Here is a 17,556-nt window from a genome sequence, read left to right as displayed (position 1 = left end):
TTGTTTGGTATAAATAGGTAAACAACCAGTTTACCCTTAAAAATTAATTGTTTTTTAAAAGTATCTTGAGAAATATTAAACAGCTTAAGCAAACTGTTTTAAATTATTATCAAATTTTGTAAACCTGAAACCGCTTATAAAGGCGAATAAATGAAGATGTTGTTATGAAGTTTTTAAAAAGTACTTCTTCTTTAATACTAAGTAAGTTGTTTTCTACTAAGTTTTTATAAAAAAAGGAAGTCTTATTTTTTACAAAAAAATACTTGCTTTTGTTACTTAAAAGGTTTTCCTCAAACTCTTCAACTTCTTCAATCTTTATTTCTTGAAGAAATAAAAGCGAACTATTCGATTCTGTTGTAGATTTTACACTAGCAGTTTTTAAATGCTGCATGTTATTACTAAGCTTAACAAGATAAGACTGCTTAGTTGCGTTCTTTAAGTTGCTTTTAGAATTTACATTTAAATTAGTAAAGCAAACAAGCACAAGCGATAAAAGTAGAAATAAAAATAAATGTACTCTTTTATTCAATTTTTTATTTATTTGAGCGCAAAATTATAGCAAACAAATAATTTCACAAAATAAATTTCATATTAAATAATGTAACTATTAAATTTTTATGAAAAACGTGAATTTAGTATTTTCAAAATGTTAAATCCGTAAAATTTTAGGAGTTTTTAATTTAAAATTAATAGTTTTATCAGTAAAAACGTTAATTTATTAAAAATATTTTATTTCTGTTTTAACGGATTTTAATTTTTTAGATAAAATTTTGCTTTCGTTCTATCAAAAAGAGAAAGTAATAAGCACCATTTAAAATTTTTCATCTTTTCTTAATGATGAGGTTTTACAGGTTAGAGGTTTAAAATTTAAATCAAACTATTTCAACAAGTTGTTTTTAACAAATACCATACAGTGTTGCCAAGGTAAATTCGTGCTATTTTTCTCAAGTTTAAAACCAACCGCTTTCATTTCTTTGACGGCTTGTTTTTCGCTCATTTTATGAATCATTTTTATAGGCACAGAAATGTCTTCACTTTTGTATTCAATTAAATATATTTTTCCGTTTTCTTTTAACGATTTTTTGATAGACAGCATCATTTCTTTGGGGAAATTAAATTCGTGATATACATCCACCATCAACACTTTATCAAAGGTGTTTTCTGGCAGCTTTACACTTTTTTCATCACCTTGTATAAGTTCTATATTTGTATACTTTTTATATTGATTATTTTCTAAAATAGCTTGCAACATTTCTGGTTGAATGTCAACAGCATACACAGCTCCTTTATAAGCAATTGGCGCCATTTTAAATACATGATATCCAGAACCTGCCCCAATATCGGCAATAATATCTGTAGGTTGTATGTGCATGTTTTCGATAAGTTTCGAAGTGTTTTCTTCTTTTTCTCTAGAAGAACGTTCTAGCCAATTAATACCTTCATAACCCATAACGTATGCAATTTCACGGTCTAAATACCATTTTCCAATTCCGTTTTTATCTCCTTCTTTAAAGATATAAGTTTCTTCGGATGTTTTTTGTACCTGTGCTTTGCATGAAAGCAAGGGAATTAACAAGAGTAAAAAAAGTTTAAAAAGAATGGATTTTTTCATTTGTTTAATTTTAAAGAAAACTTTTAGCAATTAAATTTATATCTTTCAAGAACAAAAATAAATAGAACTACAATTCTAACAATCTCTTAGCAGCATTAAAAGGAGTCGTTTTTCCGTTTTTTAAATCTTTAATTTCTTGATGTAACGCATTTTTAATTTTCGGATTTTGATAAAATCGATCTTTTAATTGTTGATTGATTGTAGAAAGTAACCAATACTCATTTTGCTCATTTCTTTTGATATCGAAATACTTGTTTTTTTTCGTTAAAGAAATATAATCAGTAATCATTTTATCAATTTTTGCAATTCCCAAATTCTGCAAAGCACTTGCTGTTAAAACTTTTGGCTGCCAAGTACTTTCTTTTATTGGGTACAAATGCAAAGCTCTGTTAAATTCAATTTTGGCAATAGTTGCGTTTTTTTGATTATCGCCATCGGCTTTGTTAATGACAATTGCATCTGCCATTTCTATAATTCCGCGTTTAATTCCTTGTAATTCATCGCCTGCGCCAGCCAATTTTAGCAACAAAAAGAAGTCAACCATAGAATGCACCACAGTTTCCGATTGTCCAACTCCAACAGTTTCAATAATTATCGTATCAAAACCAGCAGCTTCGCAAAGAATAATACTTTCGCGTGTTTTTTGTGCAACGCCGCCTAAAGAAGTTCCGGAAGGTGAAGGTCTAATAAAAGCATTTGGATCTGTAACCAATTCTTCCATTCGCGTTTTATCACCTAAAATAGAACCCTTGTTTACAGAGCTACTTGGGTCAACAGCTAAAACAGCAACTTTTTTTCCTTGCGCCGTTAAGTGTTTTCCAAAAGATTCAATAAAAGTACTTTTTCCGACACCTGGCACACCCGTAATTCCTATTCTCACAGATTTATTTGCGTGTGGCAAACAACGATCTAAAATTTCATTTGCTTTTTGCTGATGTTTTGCATTTGTGCTTTCTACCAAAGTAATTGCTCTGCTTAAAAAAGTAATGTTTCCTGCTAAAATATTGGACACAAAATCATCAACAGAATTCTGTTTTGCTCTGCTGATTTTTATTTTTTCTGCACTCGATTTACTCGTTGTTTCTGGTTGAGAAACACCTTCATTTTCATGTATAGCAGATTTTTTTTTATCCATGGTAAAAACTTAAATGTAAATTTAGATATAAATATTGAGATTTTTTAGTTTATCAATCTAATAGATTTCTATAAATTTAATCTGATAAATAGGTTTATTAATTAAAAAACTACCACAAAACGAGTCTTTGCAAATCAGTTCTAAAATGCTCTGTGAATTTCTGTAAAACTTTTTTCATGTGTTTTACAGCTAATTTAAATAAGTAACATAAACGTGTAACATCATAAAATCAAGTACTTACAGCAGCTTCAGTTTTCACTAAATTTCTAATAAATTCCATTTCGATATTCTTTTTAAAGTTCCTATCTTTATCGACTGTAAATAGTAACTTTTTTAATGGAACTCTACAAAGAAAATAAACTTAAAGTATACAACTCTCTTAGCAAACAAAAAGAGGATTTTAAAACCTTAACAGACGGATATGTAGGTATGTACGTTTGTGGACCAACCGTATATAGCAATGCGCATTTGGGTAATGTAAGAACCTTTATGTTCTTTGATGTGGTGTATAGATATTTGTTGCATTTGGGGTATAAAGTACGTTATGTGCGTAATATTACAGATGCTGGTCATTTAGAAAACGATGCGGATGAAGGTGAAGACAGAATTTCTAAAAAAGCACGTTTAGAGCAAATAGAACCAATGGAAGTTGTTCAGCGTTATACGGTTGACTTTCATGATGTGTTAAAAAATTACAATTTTTTACCGCCAAGTATCGAGCCTACGGCAACCGGTCATATTGTAGAGCAGATTGAAATGATTAAAGAAATCATAGAAAAAGGGTTTGCCTATGAGGTAAATGGTTCTGTTTATTTTGATGTTTTGGAATATAATAAAAATAGTCATTACGGAATTTTATCTGGCAGAAAAGTAGAAGATTTAATTCATAATACGCGTTCTTTAGACGGGCAATCGGATAAGAAAAACCCGCAAGATTTTGCGCTTTGGAAAAAAGCGGATGAAAGACATATTATGCGTTGGCCTTCGCCTTGGAGCGATGGTTTTCCTGGTTGGCATTTAGAATGTTCTGTAATGAGTACCAAATATTTAGGAGAACAGTTTGATATTCATGGAGGCGGAATGGATTTAAAATTCCCACATCACGAATGTGAAATTGCGCAGTCTCAAACTTGTAGCGGCAAAACGCCTGTAAGTTATTGGATGCACACAAATATGCTGTTGTTAAACAGTCAAAAAATGGCAAAATCTACAGGGAATTTTATTTTACCAAATGAAATTTTATCTGGGAAAAATAATATTCTACCAAAAGCATTTTCAGCAAGTGTAGTGCGCTTTTTTAATATGCAAGCCAATTATAGAAGCATTTTAGATTTCTCTGGTGAAGCTTTAGAAGCATCAGAAAAAGGACATTCTAAATTAATGGAAGCCGTTAATTTTCTTGATAAAATAGAGACAAGTAAAACATCTACTTTTGATGTTCAGAAATGGAAGAAAGGTTGTTATACAGCAATGAACGACGATTTTAATACACCCATTTTAATTGCGCATTTGTTTGAAGCTGTAAAGGTAATTAATCAAGTTAAAGAACAAAAAGCGAGTTTAACTGCTGCTGATTTATCAGAATTAAAACAAATGATACATGCATTCGTTTTTGATGTATTAGGTTTGATGAATGAAAATTCTCAAGACAATTCAGAAAAAATAAATGGAGTAGTGGAGCTGCTTATCAAATTAAGAAAAGAAGCAAGAGAAAATAAAGATTGGGCATTGTCTGATCAAATAAGAGACGAATTAATTGAATTGGGAATTCAGTTAAAAGATGGGAAAGAAGGCACAACGTTTTCAATAAATTAAGGGTTAATTTGGATTCCTTAAAGATGAATAAAAAATACGCAAGTTCGTGTTATTTTGGTTTTTCATCGAAATTGTAACGAGAACTCTTTAAAAATAAAAAGTTTAATTTTTGAAAAAAATACTTTCATATCCATTTATTTTGCTGGTTCGTTTTTATCAAACAGCAATATCGCCTTACACGCCGTCAACTTGTAGATACAGTCCTACGTGTTCACATTACACCATAGAGGCGCTGCAAAAGCACGGTTTGTTTTCTGGCGGATGGTTGGCTTTGAGAAGAATATTTAGTTGTCATCCTTGGGGAGGAAGTGGTTACGATCCTGTGCCAGAGAAAAAAGAGTAACGAAGTTAGAAAAAAGAAGTACGACTTTATTAAGAAAGACGTACGATTTTAACTTTGAAATATAAATTTTGAATAAAAGAATATGAATTTTTTAGCAATAGAATGGAATCCATCATTAGGAATTGATTTAGGATTTTTTGTGATACGTTGGTACAGTTTAATGTTTGTTGCCGCATTTTTATTGGGTTTGCACCTAATGAAAAAGGTATATATAAATGACGAAATTCCTGAAGAAAAGTTAGACACTTTATTTATGTATGTTTTTATATCAATGCTAGTTGGTATGCGTTTGGGTGATGTTTTCTTTTACAGTTGGGATTACTATCAAAACCATTTATTAGAAATAATTATACCGTTTAAACAAATTAACGGTACTTGGAAGTTTACAGGTTTTACTGGTTTTGCAAGTCACGGAGCCGCAATTTCTATTATTATAACGATGTATTTTTATGCTAAAAAACATTTAAACAAACCTTGGCTGTTTATTTTGGATAGATTGGCAATTATGGTTGCTTTAGCAGGATTTTTTATAAGAATGGGTAATTTTTTCAATTCAGAAATTTACGGAAAAGAAACAGGTTCTAATTTTGGAGTTATTTTTAAAGCAAACGGAGAGGATTTTGCAAGACATCCAACGCAATTGTATGAAGCATTTAGCTATTTAGCACTGTTTTTTGTACTTTGGTTTTTATACTGGAAAACAGATAAGAAAAAACAACTTGGTTTCTTATTTGGTCTGTTTATGGTTGTTTTATGGTCTTTACGTTTTATAATAGAATTTTTAAAAGTAGAACAAGCAGAAGGTAGAGAAGATGGTTTCTTTAATTTATTAAATACAGGTCAAGTATTAAGTATTCCTTTAATTTTAATTGGTCTTTGGTTAATGTTTAAAAAAACTAAAAAAGCACTATAATTTTGATGGAAAAATTAAAACAACGTTGGAATATTGATAATAATTGGTCTATAATTGCCATTATATTGGTTTTTTCAATTAATGGTTCTTTTGCTACTTGGGTTGCAAAACCAATTACTATTTTCTTCGGATTGACATTAGAAACAGTTTCGCCTTTTATTTTTTGGCCATTAAGAATATTGCTAATATTTCCTATTTATCAATTGACATTGCCAATTGTGGGTTGGTTTTTTGGGCAGTTTAAATTCTTTTGGGCTTTCGAAAAAAAGTTTTTAACAAGATTAGGTTTGGGTTTTTTGTTTAAAGAATCTTCTAAACCTCAATAATAGTTATTTCTTTTTTATCCTCTTTATTAATTAAATAAGTATAAATCCACATAATTGTAAAAGTTGGAATTACATCTAAAAAAGGAATTATTTCCTCTAAAAAACTGATAACACCAGCTATTTTTCCTTTATTTCCTTTGTACATTTTTGTCATTAAATAACCAGAAATTGGCGCCCAAACTACATCAAAAGGAATTATTGTAAAAAAGCCAATGATATCTAACACAATACTTAAAATTAATTTTTGATATTTTTTATTCATCATTTTATTTGCTTACTGTAAATCAAAATTCTTGCCAAAAAATATTGTTTTGCTGCAGAAAATTATAAGTTTGTTAAAAGTAACTATTCAGAATGAATTTTAAAGACTTCACCCAAAAAATTGAAGAACTAAAAAGTAAGGAATTAGGAGGTTTACAAGCTCAATTTAAAATGGCTCCCAAACTCCGTTTACAATACGATCAAGATAAAATAGCAGCTAATAAGCCCAGAAAAGCGGCCGTTTTAGTATTATTTTATCCAAATAAAGAAAATGAAACTTGTTTTTTATTAACGCAAAGAGCAAGTTATAAAGGCACACATTCTGCTCAAATTAGTTTCCCTGGCGGAAAAACAGAAAAGGCTGATAAAAATTTAGAACAAACTGCTTTAAGAGAAACATTAGAAGAAGTTGGGGTTTTACCTTCAACTGTAAAAATTATAAGAGAATTAACGGATGTGTACATTCCGCCTAGTAATTTTTTAGCAACGCCATTTTTAGGTTTTGTTGATGAGCGGCCTAATTTTGTGTTAAATCATGAAGTTGCCTTAGAAATTGAAGTATTAGTGAGCGATTTATTAGATGATAAAACAATGACTACCGTTACTTTAGATACTTCATATATGAAAAAAATAGCAGTTCCTTGTTTTAAAATTAACAATCATATCGTTTGGGGAGCAACAGGAATGATGCTTTCTGAAATTAAAGAACTCTTAAAATAGGAAGTTATTAAATTGTTTTTGTAATTTTGTGGAGTAACCAATAAAAAAAAGTACAAATGCCCCTATTTAAAAGGAATCCTTTTGGACATTATTTATTTATAAAAAAGTGGATTATTCGCTTTTTTGGCGTTATTTCTCATAGTAGATACCGTAAATTTAATAGCCTTCAAATAGAAGGCTCTCAAATATTAAGAGATTTACCAGACAGCGGAGTTTTGTTTATCTCTAATCATCAAACTTATTTTGCAGACGTAGCAGCAATGTTTCATGTTTTTAATGCCGCTCTAAAAGGTAGAGATGATTCTATTAAAAATATTGGTTACATATGGCAACCTAAATTAAATTTTTATTTTGTTGCTGCTGGTGAAACCATGAGAGCAGGATTACTGCCAAAAATATTTGCGTATGCTGGTTCTATTTCTATAGACAGAACTTGGAGAAGCGAAGGCAAAGATGTAAACAGACAAGTAAAAAATTCTGATATTTCTAATATTGGTAAAGCTATAGATGATGGTTGGGTTGTTACCTTTCCGCAAGGAACCACAACACCTTTTAAACCAATTAGAAGAGGAACAGCGCATATTATTAAAACGTTTAAACCTATAGTTGTACCTATAGTAATTGATGGTTTTAGACGTTCTTTTGATAAAAAAGGTTTACGTATTAAACGAAAAAATGTGTTACAATCTATGGTTATTAAAGAACCTTTAGATATTGATTATGAAAATGAAGACGTTTCTGATATTATCACAAAGATTGAATATGCAATTGAGCAACATCCTTCATTTTTAAAAGTTTTATCTGTAAAAGAATTAGAAGAAATCCAAAAAGAAGAAGACGAACTAAACGAACAACGTAAATTTTGGAGGTCTTAACTTTTAAGATTCTAAATTGTAAAGTACGTAAGTTAAAATCATATAATTATAAAGCATCCATTTTTTATAGATATGGATGCTTTTTTTGTTAGTTAACTTAACTAAGATTTAGTATTGTTCTTAATTATTTGTACGAGAAGTTGTTTAGGTGATATTTTTACAAAAAAAACAATAGTACAAATCTACTTTTTTGATAAAAGAATTTCACAAGTAGGTAAGGTTACTTTAAATTATGGATGTATTTTTCCTCTAAATAGATCGTTTTTTGATATTTAAAAATATTTAGTAATCGTTAACAATTTAGAAGTAACACTGCTTTAAAACCCATTTTTTTGGAGTTTTTTAATTTACTTTTAGTAACTTAAATGTATTGTTTACTATAAAGCCATTTACTTTTTTATCAAATAAAAATTCAATAACAGTACCATTTTCTGGTTCTATGAATTTGGTTGCTGATATAGGAATCATATTTAAGTCACCAAGAGGTGTGTTTGTTATTAAAAGTTGGCTTTCTTTTAATTGAACTTCAAGAATTAAATTTTCTTCCTTAAGTTCGTATTTTCCTAAGTATTTTTTTAAATCAGTCTCTGATAATTTGATAACTTCAATAATTTTCGTTTTGCTTATTGACCAATTATAATATTTTGATACTGAGTTTTCTATTTCTGATATTAATTTACTGCCATTATCAGCATTAGTCATCACTATAATAGCATTTCCTTGATATGCATATGCTTTCATATCATTTGTAAATCCTGCATTTTTACCACCGTGACCAAAAATTAAAGAATCTTTTTCGTTTTGTAAAGAAGGTCCTAGTCCCCAATCATTTTTATGTTTTGTTAGCATTTTTTCAACCGTCGCTTTTGTTAAAATACCTACTTTTTTACTATTTAAGATTTCTTGCATTTCTATACAATACTTTGCTAAATCTGAAGGAGTTGTCCATAAACCCGCCGCAGCTTGTTCAGGATAATTGTTCCATAAGCCTTTAATTAGTTTTCCATTTTCATCGTAAGCCGAACTAATATTTTTTTGAAATTTTTTAGCTATAGGTTGTTGATAAGTACTATTTTTCATGCCCATTGGCTGCAGAATATTTTTATGCATATAGTCCTCTAGAGTTAAACCACTAATATCCTCTACCACTTTTTCCATAATAGTATAACCACCTCCAGAATATCGCCAAATACTACCTGGTATCATATTAACCACTATTTTTGCGGTATTTCCATTACCATTTAAAACATCAATAATATCAGGGAAATTATCAGACTGTTGATAACCAGGAAAACCATGAACGGTTATTCCTGCAGTGTGTGTTAATAGTCTTTCAATTGTTACTTTTTCAGTTTTAGTAAACTTGTTATCAGGAATCTGCCAATTTTTTAAATAATAATTTACATTCTTATCTAACTCTAAACTATCATTTTCAAATAGTTTTAACGCAGATAAAGCAGCAAGAGGTTTACTTATCGAACCAGCTTGAAAAAGGGTTTCCGTATCTATTTTAGTTCCAGTTTCAGTATTTGCGTACCCGTATCCTTTTGCCCATTTTATCTTTCTGTTTTGTACAATTGCAATGCTAACTCCCGGAACTTTATAAAAATCCATCCTTTCTAAAATAGTATATTTTTTAATGGAATCTCCTTTTATTTGAACCATTTTACTTAAACTATTTTCAATAGTATTTATTTCTAGTAAGAGTTGGTCTTCATCTTGGGCATAACAATTACTGATTAAACTTAAAGAGAAAATAATGAAATAGATTTTTTTCATATCGATGTTTTTTAATTATATAAAATTTTAAACTAATACTATAGCGCTTTAATTTTTTATTAAATACAATATTATTAGCTAATTTACTCTTTTTCAATTAAATAGATTGTATGTGGAAGTCTTTTTTTAAAGAATAAAAAAAATATTGATTTACAGTAAACTGTGTAACTTTTTTTGTGAAGCTATTGTTTTTTGATTGTGTATCTGCCAATAAATTATTAAAATAGAAGTAGTTTTTACTTTAGTTGTTAAGTGTTATAATTACTGATAGGTTGGGTTTATAAAGTAAGCAATAATTTTTCAAGTTTCTCAACTGTATAAGGTTTTTGTAGCACAAAATCAATAGTATGTTCTTCTTTTGTTTTGGCATCAATGCTCCATCCAGATACTGTTACAATTTTTATTTCGTTTCCAAAATCTTTTCTAATTGCGGCTATTAATTCCCATCCATTCATGCCAACCATTCCAATATCAGTAAATACAATATCACAGTCGTTTTTGTCAAGATATGCTAAGGCATTTTTTCCATTATTTGCAATATCACAATTATGCCCCATCAATTCCATTAAATCACTAACATCTTCTGTAATTGATGTATCATCATCTACCCATAAAACATTAAATGAAGTTTTATCTTTTTGTTTAGTAGTTTCTAATTCTGTTGCTTCTTTTTCATTACTTACTGGAAAAACAATTTCAAAAGTAGTTCCTTTGGATATGCCAGAGGATGTAATAGTAATATCTCCGTTGTATTTTTTTATGGTATTGTAAACGCCACTCATTCCCAAACCACGCCCTAATTCGAAACCTTTTGTAGTAAAAAAGGGCTCAAATACTTTTATTTTTGTTTCTTCATCCATTCCAATACCTGTGTCGGTAAAAGTAGCATAAACACGTTTCTCTTTTGTAAACGTTTTAATCACAATAGCTCCACCTTTTGGCATGGCTTCAATACTATTTTTAATTAAATTAAAGAAAACTGATTTTAACTCTCCTCTATTACCTAGAAACCTTGGAATATTTTCGAAATCAGTTGTAATAGTTACGCTTAACCCTTTTTTTTCCATATCATCTTTCCATAAAGGGCGAGATTGATTCAAGCCTTCTTCAATCAATGTATTAAAGTCGATTAATTGTACATTTTTGTTTTCATTTTCTGTATCACCAAGTTTTTGAAGTGCACTTACTCGATCTGCAACATCATCTATAATGTCTTCAATATTATTTAAACGTTCAATAGTAGTATTTGAAAATCCTTTTTGAAACTTTATGATTTCTAAATTTCCTGTCATTTGTTGCAACGAATTATTAAAATCATGCGCAATAGAAGAAGACATTTGTCCCATTGCTTTTAATCTTTCATGTTTTACTTGCGCTTTTTCTAATTGTTTTTGTAAAGTAATGTCTTGAATAGTTCCAGTTAGACTAATAACTTTACCGTAATCATCTAATTCTGGTGTACAAATTGCTTTTATTGATTTTTCTTCACCGTTGGGAAGACAAATTCTACATTCAATATCGTATGGAGTTCCGGCTTTAATAATTTTAATAAAAGAGCTACTAAATAACTCTTGGTCATCTATGTGAACTCGTTTATATAGCGCATCATATTCAGGAGCATCTTTCTTTGAATCAAAACCCCAAATACGAAATGTTTCTTCAGACCATACTCGCTTATCATTTGAAAGGTCTAAGAACCAGCTTCCAACTTGTGCTAGTTTCTGAGCCTCTTTTAATTTAGTATCACTGTCTTTTAATTGTAAAATAGCCAACAATTTTTCTTCTTCAACTTCTACTTGTTCAGTAATATCTATAAAACTAATTACAATTTCTGTTAGTTCGTTGTTGTCGTTAAGTGCTGGATATCCATTAACAGATACCCAAACAATATCTTCTTTATCCGATGAGGAGATACCTAAAATTTCATTTTTTATTGATTTCTTACAGGTTACAATTTTGTTAACAGGATACTCTTTTAAAGGTAGCAGCGTTTTATCTGATTTTAGAAATTTCCAACTAGGGTCGATGGCTTTTTTCCCTCTCAACTGGTCGTTGGATAGTTTTAATATCTTTGAAGCTCTAATATTATTTATTATAATAGATGTATCGGGTGCATGCACAACAATACCTGCTTCCATATTACGCATTAAAAGACTAAACCTTTCTTCTATTTCTTCCGTTTGTTCTTCAGCAACAATTATTCTTGTGGCTTGCTTTTCTTCAAAATTTTCCTTTACAATTATTTCTTTATTTGCACTTATTAATTTTTGGCGCGTACTATTTTGTTTTGTTATATCCCTAATTATAGAAGTTATTTTTATTATTTTTTTATCTTTTCGATGAACATTTACAGACCATTCTGTTTCAAGTACAATGCCAAGAACACTTATTTGTTTATTTTCAAAATCAAAATTATTATTCTCTGAAGTTTCCCATTCTATAAATTTAGTTTGCGTGTATTCCTTATCCTCAGGATGTGTAAAGTCAATAATTAATTTACCAAGACATTCATTTGGCGGTAAACCGTAGAATTTTTTTGAAGCATGATTTACAAATACTATTTTTCCAGTTCCGTCAACAACAGTTATAAGATCGTTGCTGGCTTCTACCACGCCTCTATAAGCTTTCTCGCTTTCTAATAATGCTTTATTTTGAATTTCTATTTCTTGTTCTGCAAGTTTACGTGTATGAATATTCTTGCATATTTTAACCATTTCGGTAACCTCACCAGCCGTGTTTTTAATAGGGTATATGTATTGAGAAACCCATCTTTCTTTGCCTAACCAATCTAAAAGTATTTCTACGGTTTCACCTTCACCTGTTTTGGTAACTTTTTTAAACGTAGCAAGAAGAGTATCGGAAACGTCTTTTTTAAAAAGTTCACTAGGTGTTTTACCCACAATATCTTCTGGGCTTTTAACATAATAGGTTGGGCCACTATAATAAAGATATTTGCCGTTTAGATTATGGATGCTAATCATATCTTCGGGTGCTTTTAATAGCGTTTTAAAGCGATCTTCACTTCTTTTTAGTCTATCATTTAATTCTAATTTATCAATTAGTTTTTCCAACTCTTCGTATGTTGGTTTTTTAGTTGATTTCATTTTGTAGGGCTTTAATGATAAATTAATACTGATATGATTACAGTATAGTATTTAAAGTGTAGTGCTTTTACTTAGCTAAGTTAGGCTTTTTTTAATCAACGTGTAAAAGCTATTTTTTTAAAATAAAAAAACCTCACAGATTTGTGAGGTTTCTTATAATAATAGAATTTGTTAAAAATAGTTAATCTTTAATTTTTTCTTTAAATTGATCAAATTTATCAGCATCTTTTTTAGGCCAGCTGTTATTCGATGTATCAACATCTGCCGTTTCTAAATCTGGATCTACGGTAATATTTGTAATTTCTTGTGTAGAAGCAAAAACTCTTTTTACAGAAGTATCATCTTGCATCCAAATTTGAGCAGGGAACGTTTGTTTTACTTTAGAACCGTCTGCATAGGTTAATTCAACAATAATTGGCATTACTAAACCTCCTGGTTTTTCAAACTCAACCGAATAAATAAAAGAAGGTACTTCTTTACCGGCTGCATACATATCCATCGCTTTCGAATTTGCTTCTTCTTTGTTATCTGTAATGTACACTAAGTCTCCTAAACCATCAAAATATTGTTTGTATTGCTCTTTTAACTTAGTAACTCTTTCACTTGGCTTATCCGTTAAATATAAAGGTTTTACTTCCTTAATACCTATATCTGTTACATCCGTAGTATAAAACCATCCTCTAAAAAACCAATCTAAATCCATACTAGATGCATCTTCCATAGTTCTAAAGAAATCTTCTGGTGTTGGGTGTTTAAACATCCATCTTTTTGCATAGGTTCTAAAAGCATGGTCAAATAATTCTGGACCCATAATTGTTTGGCGCAACATATACAAACCAGCTGCTGGCTTAGAATATGCATTTGGGCCAAATTGTTTTACGTAATCTCCTTGAGACATAATAGGAGAGATGTTACTTTGATCTCCGCCCATATATCTTGTAATTTCATTTGTAGGGTTTGTTGCAAATAATTCTGGATCGTAGGTTAATTCAGCTAAAATTTCTACAAAAGAATTTAAGCCTTCATCCATCCAAGTCCATTGTCTTTCATCAGAATTTACAATCATAGGGAAAAAGTTGTGACCAACTTCATGAATAATTACACCTAACATTCCTTTTTTGGTTCTGTCAGAATACGTTCCATCAGCATCTGGTCTACCAAAGTTGAAACATATCATTGGGTACTCCATTCCTTGTCTTTCAGAGTGTACAGAAATCGCTTTTGGATACGGATAATCGAATGTTAATTTAGAATATTCAATTAATGTATGCGCAACTGCTTTTGTAGAATGCTCTTCCCATAAAGGGTTTCCTTCTTTTGGATACAAAGAAACAGCCATTACCGTTTTACCGTTTACATTGGTGGCCATTGCATCCCAAATATATTTTCTAGACGTTGCAAAAGCAAAATCTCTAACTTGCTCTGCTTTAAATTTCCAAGTTTTAGAAGTTGTAACTCGCCCCTTTTCTGCAATTTCAGCTTCTTGTTGTGTTACAATTAAAACAGGATCTTTAAAAGATTTTCTAGCTTTTTCCCAACGATTACGTTGTTCTTTGGTTAAAACATCTTTTTCATTTTGTAAAACCCCAGTTGCATCAACAATATGATCTGCGGGTACCGTTAAGTTTACTTCATAATCTCCAAATTCTAGAGCAAATTCACTTCTGCCCCAGAATTGCATATTTTGCCATCCTTGTACATTGTCATACACACATAATCTTGGAAAAAACTGTGCAATTGTATAGTTATTGTTTCCATCGGGAAAAGTTTCTAAACCAGAACGACCACCATCAATATTGATGTCATTTATTTTATAATTCCATTTAATACTAAATTTAAATGTTTCACCAGGCGCTAATGCTTTTGGCAAATTAATACGCATCATGGTACTATTAATAGTATGTGATAATGGTTTACCATCACTTTCTACTTTTTCTATTTTAAAACCAAAACCTTTACCTTCTTTCATAAAAGAAGTTTTAAAGTTGTCTGGGGTTAAAAAAGCAGCAGCAGCATTAGAAGATGCTAACGGAGTTTTAGAATCATCTGCTCTCATGTTTTGGTCTAATTGCAACCATAAATAATCTAAATTATCTTTAGAATTATTGTGATAGGTAATGTTTTCGTCACCATAAATTTTGTTAGTACTTTCTTCTAAACGAATGTTCATCACATAATCCACCTTTTGTTGTGTATATTGATGACCAGGAGCTCCAGAAGCAGTGTGTTGATCATTAGCTGTTGCCAAAACATCTTTCATTTGTCGAAATTTGTTTTGATCCGTGTGTCCTTGTTGCGTTTTCTTTGCTTCTTGTTTTTCTTGCGCAATATTTGATGCAACTACAAAGAATAAAGAAAATACTACTAAATAGATTTTTTTCATTTGATTTGATTTGAATTTTTAATTGTCCACTAAATTAGCAATATCTCAGTAAATAAGTTAAAGAATGTTAAAATTTTAACAAACCTTTATCATAAAAAAAGGCAATCTGTATAAAGATTGCCTTTTTATGTATTCTTCTGCTAAATTTTAACCCTTAATTTTGTTTTTAAATTGATCAAATTTATCTGTTTTATCTTGCGGCCAATTGTTATTTGTTGTGTCAACATCTGCCGTTTCTAAATCTGGATCAATAGTAATATTTTCTATTTCTTTTGATGAAGAAAATACTTTAGTAACTTCTTTGTCATTTAATCTCCAAATTTGTGCAGGATATGTTTTTCGTTCTTTAGTGCCATCTTTATATGTAAATTCTACAATAATTGGCATTACTAAACCGCCTGGTTTGTTGTATGTAATTTCGTAATGGTATTTTTTATGTTTTTTAGAAAACCCTAATCCTTCGGATGCATCTTCTGTAAATACTACTTCATCGTCACCTTGTGTGGTATAGAATTTTTTTACACCTTTTACACCGATATCTGTTACATCCGTAGTATAAAACCAACCTCTCCAAAACCAATCTAAATCAACGCCTGAAGCGTCTTCCATTGTTCTAAAAAAATCTTCAGGTGACGGATGTTTAAACATCCATCTTTGAGAATAGGTTTTAAAAGCATGGTCAAATAATTCTTTACCCATAATGGTTTCACGCAAAATCCACAGCGCAGTTGCAGGTTTGCCATATGCATTATTACCAAATTCATATACATTGTCTCCTTTGGTCATAATTGGTGCAATTAAAGATTGATCGCCATTCATATACCCAACTATGTTTTTAGGATAGCCTCTTGTTATAGGGAAATCTTTGTCATAATCTAATTCGGCTTGCATTTCCATGTATGAGTTTAATCCTTCATCCATCCAAGTCCATTGTCTTTCATCAGAGTTTACAATCATCGGAAAAAAGTTATGTCCTACTTCGTGTATTGTAACTTTAATCATTCTGTATTTTACTTTATCAGAATAACCACCATCAGCAAGATCTGGTCTTCCTGGATTAAAACAAATTTGCGGATATTCCATACCCATTTGTCCGTCTACAGAAATTGCTTTGTGATACGGATACTCGAACGTGAATTTAGAATATGTTTTTAAAGTTTGTGCAACTGCTCTTGTAGAATGGTCGCCGTACAAAGGGTTTGCTTCTTTAGAATATAAAGAATATGCCATAACCGTTTTGCCATTAATATCTACCGCCATTGCATCCCAAATAAATTTTCTTGAAGTTGCAAAAGCATAATCTCTAACATTTTCTGCGAAGAATTTCCAAGTTTTTGTTTTCTTAGAATTTCCTTTTTCAATTTGTTCTGCTTCTTCTTGACTTCTAATAAGAACAGGCTTGTCGAAGGTTTTTTTAGCAATTGCTAACCTTTCTTGCTCTTTTTTTGATAAAACAATAGTTTCATTTTTTAAAACTCCAGTTGCGCCTAACATATGATCTTCTGGAACGGTAATATTTACGGTAAAATCTCCAAACTCTAACGCAAATTCACTTCTTCCCCAAAATTGGTCATTTTGCCAACCTTCTACATTATCATATACACACAATCTTGGGTAAAATTGGGCAATTACATAGTTATTATTTCCGTCTTCAAAATGTTCAAAACCAGATCTTCCTCCTTGCGTTATATGATTGTTGATGTAATACCACCATTTAACATTAAATTTAAAAGTAGCGCCAGATGCTAATGGTTTTGGCAAATTAATACGCATCATGGTTTGATTAATGGTGTATGATAAAGAACTACCATCAATATTTGTTACGCTCATAATTTTAAATCCACCATCAAAAACTACATCAGGATACGATTGATTAAATTTAGCTTGGCTTAATTTTTCTGGAATTGCAGCTGTTTCAATATCTGGTGATTTAGAATCTGCAGCTCTCATGTTTTGATCTAATTGCAACCATAAATACGTTAATTCATCTCTAGAATTATTATGATATGTAATTGTTTCTGCACCTGTAATTTTTTGTTTTTCGTCATCTAAAACAATATCCATTACATAATCTACTTTCTGTTGGGTGTAATTTTTTCCAGGAGCACCAGAAGCAGTTCTTTGGTCATTTGGTGTTGCAAACTCATCTTTTAACTGTTTAAATTTGTTTTGATTTGTGTGTCCTTGTTGTACTTCTTTTTTCTGTGCAAACGTATTTGCTATAAAAAAAAGAGATAAAAGGAGGATTCCAAGTTTTTTCATAAGTGATTGATTTTGATTTGAATAAATA

13 protein-coding genes are annotated in these 17,556 nt (G+C 30.4%); 6 read left to right on the top strand and 7 right to left on the bottom strand.

The genetic code is table 11. From position 1 onward, the window contains the following. Positions 1-877: 877 nt before the first annotated feature. Positions 878-1,612, bottom strand: coding sequence for a class I SAM-dependent methyltransferase (locus tag BTO16_RS06105; RefSeq protein ID WP_105021529.1), 735 nt, complete (start codon positions 1,610-1,612; stop codon positions 878-880). Between the two features lie 67 nt (positions 1,613-1,679). Then, complete coding sequence (gene meaB, locus BTO16_RS06100; RefSeq protein WP_105020739.1) at positions 1,680-2,747, bottom strand: methylmalonyl Co-A mutase-associated GTPase MeaB; 1,068 nt, start codon at positions 2,745-2,747, stop codon at positions 1,680-1,682. Positions 2,748-3,083: 336 nt separating this feature from the next. Between meaB and cysS the strand changes: the two genes are divergently transcribed. The 4 genes from cysS to BTO16_RS06080 all read left to right on the top strand — a co-directional run bounded on the left by cysS (position 3,084) and on the right by BTO16_RS06080 (position 6,144). Then, complete coding sequence (gene cysS / locus BTO16_RS06095; protein ID WP_105020738.1) at positions 3,084-4,562, top strand: cysteine--tRNA ligase; 1,479 nt, start codon at positions 3,084-3,086, stop codon at positions 4,560-4,562. A gap of 109 nt (positions 4,563-4,671) precedes the next feature. After that, positions 4,672-4,905: a membrane protein insertion efficiency factor YidD gene (gene yidD, locus BTO16_RS06090; protein WP_105020737.1), complete on the top strand. Its 234-nt coding sequence runs from the start codon at positions 4,672-4,674 to the stop codon at positions 4,903-4,905. An 82-nt stretch (positions 4,906-4,987) separates the two neighbouring features. Continuing rightward, positions 4,988-5,818 (top strand): prolipoprotein diacylglyceryl transferase, encoded by an 831-nt coding sequence (lgt, locus tag BTO16_RS06085; protein WP_105020736.1) that lies wholly within the window; start codon positions 4,988-4,990, stop codon positions 5,816-5,818. A 5-nt stretch (positions 5,819-5,823) separates the two neighbouring features. Next, a complete protein-coding gene (locus tag BTO16_RS06080; RefSeq protein WP_105020735.1) occupies positions 5,824-6,144 on the top strand; it encodes a DUF6787 family protein in 321 nt (106 codons plus the stop codon). Here BTO16_RS06080 and BTO16_RS06075 read toward each other — a convergent pair. Beyond that, positions 6,131-6,406: a hypothetical protein gene (locus tag BTO16_RS06075; protein ID WP_105020734.1), complete on the bottom strand. Its 276-nt coding sequence runs from the start codon at positions 6,404-6,406 to the stop codon at positions 6,131-6,133. The genes BTO16_RS06080 and BTO16_RS06075 overlap by 14 nt on opposite strands. A 92-nt stretch (positions 6,407-6,498) precedes the next feature. Between BTO16_RS06075 and BTO16_RS06070 the strand changes: the two genes are divergently transcribed. Beyond that, positions 6,499-7,125: an NUDIX hydrolase gene (locus tag BTO16_RS06070; RefSeq protein ID WP_105020733.1), complete on the top strand. Its 627-nt coding sequence runs from the start codon at positions 6,499-6,501 to the stop codon at positions 7,123-7,125. A gap of 56 nt (positions 7,126-7,181) precedes the next feature. Then, the gene (locus BTO16_RS06065) at positions 7,182-8,000 is read left to right on the top strand and encodes a lysophospholipid acyltransferase family protein (protein WP_105020732.1); all 819 of its coding nucleotides are present in this window, start codon (positions 7,182-7,184) and stop codon (positions 7,998-8,000) included. Positions 8,001-8,342: 342 nt separating this feature from the next. Here BTO16_RS06065 and BTO16_RS06060 read toward each other — a convergent pair whose 3' ends face one another. From BTO16_RS06060 to BTO16_RS06045, 4 genes are all read right to left on the bottom strand, one after another. Continuing rightward, positions 8,343-9,779 (bottom strand): serine hydrolase domain-containing protein, encoded by a 1,437-nt coding sequence (locus tag BTO16_RS06060; RefSeq protein ID WP_105020731.1) that lies wholly within the window; start codon positions 9,777-9,779, stop codon positions 8,343-8,345. A 278-nt stretch (positions 9,780-10,057) separates the two neighbouring features. Continuing rightward, complete coding sequence (locus BTO16_RS06055; protein ID WP_105020730.1) at positions 10,058-12,883, bottom strand: hybrid sensor histidine kinase/response regulator; 2,826 nt, start codon at positions 12,881-12,883, stop codon at positions 10,058-10,060. Between the two features lie 181 nt (positions 12,884-13,064). After that, positions 13,065-15,266: a M1 family metallopeptidase gene (locus BTO16_RS06050; protein WP_105020729.1), complete on the bottom strand. Its 2,202-nt coding sequence runs from the start codon at positions 15,264-15,266 to the stop codon at positions 13,065-13,067. Between the two features lie 147 nt (positions 15,267-15,413). Next, entirely contained in the window at positions 15,414-17,528 is a 2,115-nt protein-coding gene (locus tag BTO16_RS06045; protein WP_105020728.1) for a M1 family metallopeptidase, read from the bottom strand. Positions 17,529-17,556: the final 28 nt, after the last annotated feature.

Origin of the sequence: Polaribacter glomeratus, assembly GCF_002954665.1 — a bacterium.
Classification (GTDB): Bacteria; Bacteroidota; Bacteroidia; order Flavobacteriales; family Flavobacteriaceae; genus Polaribacter; species Polaribacter glomeratus.
Note: the sequence above shows the minus strand (reverse complement) of the source record. Positions and strands in the feature narration are given on the sequence as shown.